At 39.3% G+C, this 9541-nt stretch carries 14 protein-coding genes and 1 pseudogene; 6 read left to right on the top strand and 9 right to left on the bottom strand.

Going from position 1 to position 9541, the window contains the following annotated elements:
- Window positions 1–19 precede the first annotated feature (19 nt).
- Genes ACM0OX_RS34075 through ACM0OX_RS34065 form a run of 3 tightly spaced genes read right to left on the bottom strand, consistent with a single transcriptional unit; the run spans window position 20 to window position 1887 of the window.
- Window positions 20–328, bottom strand: coding sequence for a hypothetical protein (locus ACM0OX_RS34075; protein WP_414519456.1), 309 nt, complete (start codon window positions 326–328; stop codon window positions 20–22).
- A complete protein-coding gene (locus ACM0OX_RS34070) occupies window positions 328–1182 on the bottom strand; it encodes a hypothetical protein (RefSeq protein WP_414519454.1) in 855 nt (284 codons plus the stop codon). Before ACM0OX_RS34070 ends, ACM0OX_RS34075 begins: the two co-directional genes overlap by 1 nt.
- A gap of 48 nt (window positions 1183–1230) precedes the next feature.
- Window positions 1231–1887: a hypothetical protein gene (locus tag ACM0OX_RS34065; protein WP_414519452.1), complete on the bottom strand. Its 657-nt coding sequence runs from the start codon at window positions 1885–1887 to the stop codon at window positions 1231–1233.
- Window positions 1888–2125: 238 nt separating this feature from the next.
- Between ACM0OX_RS34065 and ACM0OX_RS34060 the strand changes: the two genes are divergently transcribed.
- From ACM0OX_RS34060 to ACM0OX_RS34050, 3 genes are read left to right on the top strand one after another with little or no spacing between them, the layout of a single operon-like run.
- A complete protein-coding gene (locus ACM0OX_RS34060) occupies window positions 2126–2452 on the top strand; it encodes a DUF5674 family protein (RefSeq protein WP_084177611.1) in 327 nt (108 codons plus the stop codon).
- A complete protein-coding gene (locus tag ACM0OX_RS34055) occupies window positions 2449–2811 on the top strand; it encodes a hypothetical protein (RefSeq protein WP_414519450.1) in 363 nt (120 codons plus the stop codon). Before ACM0OX_RS34060 ends, ACM0OX_RS34055 begins: the two co-directional genes overlap by 4 nt.
- A gap of 6 nt (window positions 2812–2817) precedes the next feature.
- Window positions 2818–3126, top strand: a complete 309-nt coding sequence (locus tag ACM0OX_RS34050) for a hypothetical protein (RefSeq protein WP_179075905.1) — start codon at window positions 2818–2820, stop codon at window positions 3124–3126.
- Between the two features lie 122 nt (window positions 3127–3248).
- On the opposite strand, the gene ACM0OX_RS34045 is transcribed toward ACM0OX_RS34050, so the two are convergent.
- On the bottom strand, window positions 3249–3701 hold the full coding sequence (locus ACM0OX_RS34045; RefSeq protein WP_414519448.1) for a Zn-binding domain-containing protein: 453 nt from the start codon (window positions 3699–3701) through the stop codon (window positions 3249–3251).
- Between the two features lie 53 nt (window positions 3702–3754).
- Between ACM0OX_RS34045 and ACM0OX_RS34040 the strand changes: the two are divergent.
- A pseudogene (locus ACM0OX_RS34040) lies at window positions 3755–4911 on the top strand (IS5 family transposase); the annotation flags it as partial.
- 208 nt (window positions 4912–5119) lie between these two features.
- Here the strand turns inward: ACM0OX_RS34040 and ACM0OX_RS34035 are convergent.
- Window positions 5120–5578 carry a hypothetical protein gene (locus ACM0OX_RS34035; RefSeq protein ID WP_414519447.1) on the bottom strand — a complete coding sequence of 153 codons (459 nt, stop codon included), beginning with the start codon at window positions 5576–5578 and terminating at the stop codon, window positions 5120–5122.
- Window positions 5579–5866: 288 nt separating this feature from the next.
- On the opposite strand from ACM0OX_RS34035, the gene ACM0OX_RS34030 reads away from it, so the two are divergent.
- Window positions 5867–6277 carry a WD40 repeat domain-containing protein gene (locus ACM0OX_RS34030; RefSeq protein ID WP_414519445.1) on the top strand — a complete coding sequence of 137 codons (411 nt, stop codon included), beginning with the start codon at window positions 5867–5869 and terminating at the stop codon, window positions 6275–6277.
- Between the two features lie 63 nt (window positions 6278–6340).
- On the opposite strand, the gene ACM0OX_RS34025 is transcribed toward ACM0OX_RS34030, so the two are convergent.
- The 3 genes from ACM0OX_RS34025 to ACM0OX_RS34015 all read right to left on the bottom strand — a co-directional run bounded on the left by ACM0OX_RS34025 (window position 6341) and on the right by ACM0OX_RS34015 (window position 7932).
- Window positions 6341–6544 carry a hypothetical protein gene (locus ACM0OX_RS34025; protein ID WP_289798204.1) on the bottom strand — a complete coding sequence of 68 codons (204 nt, stop codon included), beginning with the start codon at window positions 6542–6544 and terminating at the stop codon, window positions 6341–6343.
- A gap of 12 nt (window positions 6545–6556) precedes the next feature.
- A complete protein-coding gene (gene def / locus ACM0OX_RS34020; RefSeq protein WP_104908674.1) occupies window positions 6557–7120 on the bottom strand; it encodes a peptide deformylase in 564 nt (187 codons plus the stop codon).
- 524 nt (window positions 7121–7644) lie between these two features.
- Window positions 7645–7932, bottom strand: a complete 288-nt coding sequence (locus ACM0OX_RS34015; protein WP_289798202.1) for a Mo-dependent nitrogenase C-terminal domain-containing protein — start codon at window positions 7930–7932, stop codon at window positions 7645–7647.
- A 501-nt stretch (window positions 7933–8433) separates the two neighbouring features.
- Here ACM0OX_RS34015 and ACM0OX_RS34010 point away from each other — a divergent pair.
- A complete protein-coding gene (locus ACM0OX_RS34010; RefSeq protein WP_334838576.1) occupies window positions 8434–9336 on the top strand; it encodes an ABC transporter permease in 903 nt (300 codons plus the stop codon).
- A 3-nt stretch (window positions 9337–9339) separates the two neighbouring features.
- On the opposite strand, the gene ACM0OX_RS34005 is transcribed toward ACM0OX_RS34010, so the two are convergent.
- Window positions 9340–9541 (bottom strand): hypothetical protein (locus tag ACM0OX_RS34005; protein ID WP_414519442.1); only part of this gene is annotated, 202 nt, incomplete at its 5' end.

Below are 9541 nucleotides of genomic sequence, written 5' to 3'. Positions count from 1 at the left end.
CGCTCTGGTTAAATTTTCGTTACATACTTATAAATTTTCCCGCCGACTTACTTATTTCACCAGGTTGCAATTGATTTAAACACTGTTCTACAAATAAGCACTCTTGTTCTGCTTGGGTTTTCAACTTAGATGTAATAACGTAGCTTCCATCTCCGTGTTTTATCCATTTATAAGCCATCTCAAATCTGGTTAGTTCTGAATCGGAAGTGAGATTAATTTTGCAATAGGGAGGATTGGCAATGGCTACAGTAGGCAAGGAAATTGGCAGAGGAGGATTACTGACACAATTTTGAAATAGTTGTTGCCACTCAGTAATTTTAGTTTTCATCAAAATAAACTTCCTTGCAACATATTTTCTGCTTTAGTATTTTCGTATTTGATACCATTAATTAGCAAACTATTATTTAGCTTCGGTTTAGGTGTTGATGCGGGAGTTTCATACTTTAAATTTGGTCGGATAAAAGAAATACCCTTGCCAGTCAGGGTGTTTCCGATAATTAAATCTCCACCCAAACTAGGAATAGGCAATGCCAAGTAAGGAGCGTAAAGCATGAAGTTTAAACTTGCTATTTTTATTAGTAGTAAATCCCACTCCCAGCCTGTCAAACTGATGGCATAATTTGACATTTCCAATGCTAATCTTCCTGTACCAAGTGCTGGTTCATATATATGAAATGGTGCTATTGCAGCAGAACTGTCAACTGCTGCAATAGCCATTGTCCTGGCTGTCCAAGTAGGAGTAGGATAGAATTTAGCTCTTGATTGCCCGTAACGATTAGCAGCCAATAAATTACCGAAGTAATCGAAGGGACAAGAAATCAAAAGCTTCAGTTCTAGTTCTTGAATAAGACGATTACTCGCACCGTTACATCCCTCTGGCTCATGAGGCAATTTAGCAATGCTGGGATGCCCTAGAGCATAAAGTAACCAGTCAGTGAAATAGGGAATAAATCTGGAAGGACTGCCACATCCACCTTTAGGAATAGATTGCAGACAGCTTGAGAGCATCTGTAAAACTTGAGGATGTCCTAAGTCTAAAAACTCAGTTTGTGGTATTTCTTTAGGCAGTTCTCCAGTTTCCATTGTCCATCGCCATTGCTCCCACCTACCTTGATATTCATCATCTAATTTCAGTAGTTTTGATAATAGCCATCCATGTTCAACAGTTGATTTTAGTACCATTGGGATTATCTGTAACAAGCATTTGCCAATGGCAGAGGCATTAGCCTCTTAAATCTTGACTTCTGGAATAGCTTCTAAATTGACCATTGACGATAACTCAGGAATGACTATGTTTGATTGTGATTTGTTATCTGGAGATTGAGTTAGTAGTTTAATTAACCATTTTTCAGTCTGCATCTGATCCTTTTTATTCCAGCGTACATTTAATCTTTGGGCTGGTTTAACAGGATGTAATGCTAAAATTACGAGTTGTATTTGGTTAGGAGTAACTGAGTATTGTCTAGCCGTAGTCCACAGCTTCACCCGGTCTTGCCAGCTTAATTGTGGATGGCGTATAGCCCATTCATAAAGCCTGGGAATACCTTGCTTAAATGCTATATTTGTTAATACTTGAATAAAGTGCTTGTCGTCATTAATTGCAAGAGGTGCAATAACTGGATTATCGACTAATAACTTTTTCCGATATTTAAAAATTTCCGGTGCAAGTTCTTGTATTTGATCAACCCACTGAGCTATTTGAGGATAGGCATTTAATAAAGGTTCTATAGGAAGTCCTAAAAATAGTTGTCTCATCACCAAAGATAAGTTATCTGCAACTATAGAGTCAAAGGCAGAGCGATTTGGATGATATTTTTGACTGGGTAATAGGAGTTGTTGCTGTGTTTTAGTAATTTGTTGAATATCGGCAAGATTAATTACTGGCATGGTGGAGAGAATATAACATCTCTCCCATGCAGCGGTAAGCTGCAAATTAATTACTTCGATTAATTATGCTTCAATACAGATATACAGCGTATTGCCGGTTGCAGGAAATCCAGTTGCAGGAAGTAGAAAATTTAGTTACAAAGCTACGCACCAATTGGGTTTTAATGTTGATAGTTGAAGGCTGATGTAATTAGGCAAGATAGCCAGGGCAAGCGTATGTTTAATAGGAGTAAGTTTTTTGATTGAGATTATTAGAGTTCGTGCTACACCGGGGCAAATTGAGCAGATGCTACAAGAGTTAAAGTTTTATATTAAGGTAGCGGTAGATATTGAACATCGGATTCTGGCTGGGGGAGGTGAAATGCACTTTTACTGTGAACAGGCATTGCTAGAAGATGGGAGTAAGCAGAGTGATATTTGGGCTGCTAGTTTCAGACCTGATACACAACAGATAATCTATGAGTCTATGGTTAATCTGCGTCCCAGACAGAATCGTTCAATGGAAATTATGGACGTTAAAATTAGAGAACAGGTCGCCGCAATTATTATGGAGTTTCTGGGATGAATAGTGGCTTAACTTATGAGCAAGAAACCTTTGTGCAAGATAGTATCCCTGTTAGATTGGGAAAATTGGCAACTAATTTAGCAAGGATAAATCAACTTTTCAGTGACTCTACGCATGAAGATGTGGTCAAAAGCCTGATTAGAGAGACTATGTATTTTCTTGAGTGGATAGCCCCAGATATAGATATTGACAATGCTTGTGAGTTAGCAAACTTAGGAAGGTTTCTCACACGCTGGCTGTTTAACTGGGAACAAGCCTGGAATAACACAGAAGCTAAAAACCAGATTATTCAAGAACTTGGCACTTGGTCAGACAGTGTTTTGCAAATGTCAAAATTACCTGCTGTACAACAATCCTAACTGATAATGACTCAATCCCAACCTCCATTACCACAACCCAAACTAGAATCTGCTGGTATTACCTCTGATCAGTATTTTGAATTTACTCCAGAAAAACTAGAACTGAGCAACGGATATTTGGGTTATGGTGGACAAGACCAACTTGGGTTTCATTTGTCAGTTCTCACCAACATGGGATTGTTGACAGCAGTTCGACATACAAATTTGTCGCTGTGGCTAGAAGCACTCAAAGGTGTGGTAAGAGAAAAACTACCGACTGTCAACGCCCAACCAGAAGTAGCAGAAGCAATGCTCAATCGATTTAATCGGGCGTAGGCGTAGCCCGCCGCAGGCATCGCAGACTTGGAGGCAGTGATTGAGTATCTGGAACAATAAAATCTGGAATTTGAGCGATGTCTACGACGATGCTCATGTCAAACATCAGGTGTAGCGATAGGCTACGTCCCGGTGGAGGCGATGGTCTCCGACCGACCGGAGGCGATCGCATCTAACAACAATAATCCCATTTGCTTTAATAAAGCAGTGTTACCATCAGGGCAACCATGTTGAATTAGACACTTGGCACAGCCAGTATCGCAGTTGCAATCTCGTGCGATCGCTCTCGCAGCACCAGCAAGTTTTGGCAGATGTTTAAACACAGCTTCAGCCGCACCATTACCACCATCACTGGTATCATAGAAATAGCCTGTGTAATTGTTATTTTCCCCTAACTCCTTCACTACTGTAAAATTTACCTGTTTTGGGTCAACTCTAGCCACCAGCTGTAACGCTCTCATAATTTGATGCCCAAAGCTGTGGATAGCAATCAAGGGACTGGAATATTCCCACAACTGTTGATAGCCTGGTGGAATCGGTTCTCCACTGCGGGTTAAATTGGTTCTAGTTTCCAAGGCATTGTGCTGGAGGTATTGCCGCGCACTTGAGTTAATCGCTACTTAGTAATGAAACTCCATTTGACGCATCGATGTTAGTACATTTTCGGGAAAGAATTAGCGCGGAGTTAGTCAACAAAGTGAATCAAGAGATGGTGAAAAAGATGTGCTTAGAAACATCATCTCAATCAAGTAAAAAAAAACAGCAGTACCAGAAGAAGAAAGCAGTGAGCCAAAAAATCGAGGAAAATTAATATTAGATGCGACTTGTGCGCCTGGAGATATCAGTTATCCAACAGATTTAGAGCTTTTAAATCAAGCCCGAAAACAGACAGAAAGAATAATAGACTTACTTTACGAACAGATAAAAGGCACATTAGAGAAAAAGCCAAGAACTTATAGAAAAATTGCAAGAATTGATTACTTAGAAGTAGCGAAGAAACGCCGGGTAGCTCAAAAAGATAGAAGAAAAGCAATCAAAAAACAGCTTCAGTATATCAAAAGAAATTTATCTCATATTGACCATTTAATTGTATTAGGAGCATCGTTAGAGGGTTTAACTAATAGACAATATAAGACGTTACTTGTAGTTGCAGAAATCTTTCGTCAACAACTCTGGTTATATGAAAATAAAAAACAAAGTATTGATAACCGTATTGTGAGTTTAAGCCAACCACATATTCGTCCCATTGTCCGAGGTAAAGCCGGGAAGTCCGTGGAATTTGGCGCAAAACTGTCGGCTAGTTATTTCAATGGATATGTGTTTTTAGACCATATTAGTTGGGATAACTATAATGAATCAGCAGATTTAAAAGCACAAGTCGAAGCCTATAAAAATTACACTGGCTATTATCCAGAATCCGTTCATGTTGATAAAATTTATCGAACGAAAGAAAATCGAGCTTGGTGTAAAGAAAGAGGTATTAGAATCAGTGGAGTTCCATTAGGAAGACCTCCAGCTAATCTCAGTAAAGAAAAAAAGAGACAAGCTCAAGAGGACGAAAGGATTCGTAATTCTATTGAGGGAAAGTTTGGACAAGCCAAAAGACGATTTAGCCTTGCTAGAGTAATGGCTAAACTGTCTCACACCTCTTTGTGTGCAATTGCTATTACTTTTTTAGTGATGAATCTTTCTACTCACTTGTCACGGCTTTTTTACGCTTTTTTATGTCTATTTTTGAAAACCACACCTTTTTCCCGGTCTAATATAATTGCACTTTATAATTGAAGCATTTATAGTCAACAAAAACTTATGCTTGACCGGATCTGAATAACTAGTCAACCCTTAAAATTGCTTTTTTATGACTTTTTCAGCAAGCCCTAAATACAATCGCTCAATTTTCAGCTTAATTGGCTCAATTAGTGCTAAGAGATAAGTAATAATTGCTGCTTTTGTATCTTTTTGTTGAACAGCTTTGATAGCTAGGGTGACTCGTTTATTTTCGTTTATTTTTCTTAATTACGTAGAGAGTAGCATAGGCGTAAAAAGAGCAAGTACCACTTTTAGCTTTACTTCTATAAATAAAAGGTGCTTCATCTGGTGATGGTTCGCCATAATAAGGAATTAAATTAAAATCAATAGCAATTTTTTGTTTACCCTGTCTAATTCCATCTGGTAAACGGCTTTGAAGTGCTGCATTTAAGTCTAACTCCAGAGCAAATATGTCTGAATATTTTTCCAGATGATAACGAATGTCATTGCTTGAAGGAACGTTTTTTAAGATTTTGGTAGTGTTTTCAATACTATCTCTTTGAGTAGCAGCGCGAATTAAAATTTCAAATATATTTTGTTGTTCACAATTACCTTGAGTTTTAATTGGAACATTTTCTGCTAAACAGTTAACCACTTCTTTTAACGTTTGATTATCGGTTAAGACCGGTGTAGTTGCAGTCATAGCCAAACTAATTAATCCTTTAAGTCAAAAATTTTGCTTATTCACCTCAATACTTTACAAAAATTCCAAGACACAGTACCAGAACAATGTTCTGGTGCGAGAGCTATCCTTACCTTTCTCTTCATATTATTAGTTTTGCTTATGTAATATCTATCAACGAATTTTCCCAAAACTGTATTGAAAAGTACAGTTTTTCAGACAACAATCAGGTTTGCAAGTATCCATCACTGAGCGATCGCAAAACTTTTCGGTCTACTGACTTTAGCTAGTTGCAGTGAAAAGCAAACAGTGAAGTTATGGGATGTTCGTGATGGTAAATGCCTGAAAATTTTGCAGGGACATAGCAGTTGGGTAAGATCGGTTGCTTTTAGTCCCAATGGTGAAACTTTAGCTACTGGCAGTGACGACCAAACCGTGAAATTATGGGATGTTGGTGATGGTAAATGCCTGAAAAGCTTGCAGGGACATACCAATTGCGTCTGGTCAGTTGCCTTTAGTCCCGATGGTCAAACTCTGATTTGTGGTAGCCAAGATGAGACAATCAAGCTTTGGGATGTATCGACGGGTGATTGCCTAAGAATACTGCGATCGCCACGACCCTATGAAAAAATGAATATCACCGGGGTTACAGGATTAACCGCAGCGCAGTTAGTGACGCTAAAAGCTTTAGGGGCTATGGAAGATGGAGAGCAAAAATAAAAGGTAAAAGAATGAATTTTGCCTTTTTCCTTCATCCCTTTACCTTTTTTATGTACCTGATGCTTATTTCATGTTAGCCCTTGCGTCCTTAACTGCGGCAAAGAAAAATAATCCTGTGAGTGGAATGCTTAATACCAGGATAATTGCCGTAGCTGTGACACCAAAATCTGGTTGTCCGTAACCGAGTTCAAAAATCGAACCAACGGCTGCGATCGCACTTACACAAGAACCACCGAGAAATAAACTGCTTTTTGGAGTTAAATACACTATTGCCCCCCCCTATGCTATTGGTTTCACCGCTTGATACGAGAAGCCATTCTTAGATAGCTCCTGGGCTAAAGTCAAGGAGTTTTCTACACGGTCTACAAATACCACGCCGTTAAGGTGATCCATCTCGTGCTGAATGCAGCGTCCCAGGAGGTCATTAGCTTTTAATGTCCGAGGACGACCGTACTCGTCTTTATAGGCAATTTCCACGACTTCGGGGCGCTTCACGTCTAAATATACGTTGGGAATACTCAAGCATCCTTCTTGGGCAACAGAGATGTCGCGGCTGACTTGTTTAATGGTGGGGTTAATCAACACCAAAGGCTGATTAGCTGCGTTCTCTGGTTCCAGGTCGATGACAATTAATTGTTTGTGAATTCCTACTTGGGGTGCAGCCAAACCAATGCCATCTTTGCTGTACATAGTTTGCAGCATTTCACGCACTATTTGGCGAAGTTCGTCATCAACTTTAGAAATCCGCTTTGCAGCTTGACGCAGCACGCGATCGCCTAAATAATGAAGCTCCAAAGGTGGATTTTTTAACTTTTTTTTCTCGACAGCAATTTCAGAGGGCATGAGTCTCGATGGCTAGATGGTGAAAATTCCTACTATTTTCATTCTATCAATCTCAGTTAGAGGATGTTTAAAAAGTCCTGGAGTATACCAAAAACCCATTTGCCATTTCTCTTTTTGCTTGCCTAACAGCAGGCTGATGCCAAGAGTAGCCTTGGCGATTGGAAATCACTGCTACACAGACAAAACCCACCTACGTGGGTTAAAGAGTTTGATTTTGTGTTAGTCCGCGCAGGCGGACTTTGCTTGTGTAGCCGCGATTTCCAATCGCCCAAAACTTTTTAAACATCATCTTAGACGTAGTACCAATCTCCAAAATAATTAGTGTGAAGTCACGTTGCACCATACTTGAAGCGATCCTTTTATCGAGGCTGACATCATTCAACAGTACTTTTAAATGTGAAATTGATTGTCAGTCGTTTACCAGCCTATTTCTGATTCACATCTGATTGCAACTAGGATTCCTATACAATTTTTCTTAGTAAAAAGATTTTTCCAATCATTTTTTTATTGATGAAAACCTATGTTTAGCAATATTTTCTAGCATCTTCACCACATTCATTGACTAAATATAATAAGCACTTAAAACGAAGACCAACTATCTGTTCATAAAGAGGGTTCAATTTACATAAAGGTGGAATGTGAAGCAGAGTCCGACCGAAAAGTTTAACAGTTCTTTCAAAAGGGCAATTGGAAGGAATTATTTTGCACAATAGTCTGGCTAGATTAGAATTATGTATTTCTACGGACTCAAGCTGATAGCGGATCTGGTTTAAGAAGCTATTGTCTAAATTGGCTTTATTTAATGAGTTCATGGTTCAACTTTCCTTCTATCAATCTGTTTCTCCCTATCAAATTACTACGATCCCCAGAGAAAAACATAGTATAAATACCAAACTATTTCCCCACTTTTTTGAGGTCAGTTGAAAGAACCGTAGAATTGCTGAGAAACTAGAACAGCTAGCCAATTATTATCAATAGACCTCTTGCAAAAATATATTTTTGCACTCTTAGGGAAAAGGGAAAAGGTTAAAGGGAAAGGATTTTGAGTTTTTTCCCCTTTTCCCCTTCACCCCGACTTTTGCAAGAAGTCTAATAACTGTTAGAGGCAATAGTGAGTATATCTATGGCAAATTGTATGAAAATCGGGTAAATGATCGAGGCAGCAAGAGGACATAAGAAGGAAGTAGCAATAGATAAAAGCTGATATATTGGCAAACTTTGCACCATTGACTATAAATAGTGGTGTTATTGACGCAAAGACGCAAAGGCTGAACTTAGTGCTTTGGCGTTAAGTTCAAATTTTGAGGTGATGTGTGTTTAAATCTTTCACGAAACTTGATTATCTGCTGAAAGAAACTTTCCTCGGTTTACTGCGGGGAGGTTGGATGAATTGGGCTGCTGTCAGTACTGTGACGGTATTACTGTTTTTATTCGGCTTGAGTTTGCAAACCTCTTGGCAAGTCGAAAAACTTCTTTATCAGTTTGGTAGCCAGCTAGAAGTATCAGTTTATCTCGAACCGGATACGCAAATCGAAAGTATTGAGCCACTAATCGCTAAAATGCCAGAGGTGGCGGCGATAAAAACCATTACCAAAGAACAAGCTTGGACTAAGTTAGTTAAGGAAATGAGAATTTCTGATATTGAGGGTGCTACCCAGCAGCTAGGTGAGAATCCTCTGGTTGATGAGATGAAGGTAAAAGCACGTAATTCTCAAGTTGTACCAACCTTAGCAACACAGTTGGCTAAATTACGAGGAGTTGAGACGGTGCAGTATGTTGATGAAGCAGTCAAACGCATTGCCCAGTTGCATCGAGGTCTAAACTGGATTACTTTAACAATTACGATGATTCTGACTTTAACAGCGATCGCAGTGACTACCACCACAATTAGGCTGATTGTCATGGCGCGGCGTCAGGAAATTGAAATTATGCAACTAGTGGGAGCGACTTCTGTTTGGATTTACCTCCCGTTTATTTTACAAGGAATTGCCTTTGGTTTGGTTGGTGGTGCGATCGCTTGGAGTTTCATTTCTGTGATTCAACAGTTTCTCGGTAAGTTGCTAGTCAATCAACCTGAGTTTATCCAAGTCATCACCAACAGAGTGCAACTCACACCAGCAGAAATTTTATTATTGCCCCTAATTCTTTTGAGTTTCGGTGCAGGTGTAGGATTAATGGGGAGCTTATTTGCTGTCCGACGTTTTGCTAAAGGATAGTCATTAGTCCTTTGTCATTGAAACTTCGACCTCTGAATTCAGAACTTCGACCTCTGAACTCGGAATTTCGACCTCTGAACTCGGAATTTTGACCTCTGAGCTTGGAACTTCGACCTCCGAGCTTGGAACTTCGACTTCTGAACTCGAAACTTCGACCTCTGAATTCAGAACTTCGACCTCTGAACTCGGAATTTCGACCTCTGAA

Source organism: Nostoc sp. PCC 9305 (assembly GCF_963920915.1).
GTDB lineage: Bacteria > Cyanobacteriota > Cyanobacteriia > Cyanobacteriales > Nostocaceae > Nostoc.
The sequence above is the reverse complement of the archived record's forward strand: the minus strand, read 5'-3'. Positions and strand labels throughout refer to the sequence as shown.

Excerpts from the sequence above, each read along its gene's own strand:
- ACM0OX_RS34070 (WP_414519454.1), bottom strand. The coding sequence starts at position 1,182 with ATGGTACTAAAATCAACTGTTGAACATGGATGGCTATTATCAAAACTA.
- ACM0OX_RS34035 (WP_414519447.1), bottom strand. The coding sequence starts at position 5,578 with ATGACTGCAACTACACCGGTCTTAACCGATAATCAAACGTTAAAAGAA.
- ACM0OX_RS34075 (WP_414519456.1), bottom strand. The coding sequence starts at position 328 with ATGAAAACTAAAATTACTGAGTGGCAACAACTATTTCAAAATTGTGTC.
- ACM0OX_RS34015 (WP_289798202.1), bottom strand. The coding sequence starts at position 7,932 with ATGAACTCATTAAATAAAGCCAATTTAGACAATAGCTTCTTAAACCAG.
- ACM0OX_RS34050 (WP_179075905.1), top strand. The coding sequence starts at position 2,818 with ATGACTCAATCCCAACCTCCATTACCACAACCCAAACTAGAATCTGCT.
- ACM0OX_RS34055 (WP_414519450.1), top strand. The coding sequence starts at position 2,449 with ATGAATAGTGGCTTAACTTATGAGCAAGAAACCTTTGTGCAAGATAGT.
- def (WP_104908674.1), bottom strand. The coding sequence starts at position 7,120 with ATGCCCTCTGAAATTGCTGTCGAGAAAAAAAAGTTAAAAAATCCACCT.
- ACM0OX_RS34065 (WP_414519452.1), bottom strand. The coding sequence starts at position 1,887 with ATGCCAGTAATTAATCTTGCCGATATTCAACAAATTACTAAAACACAG.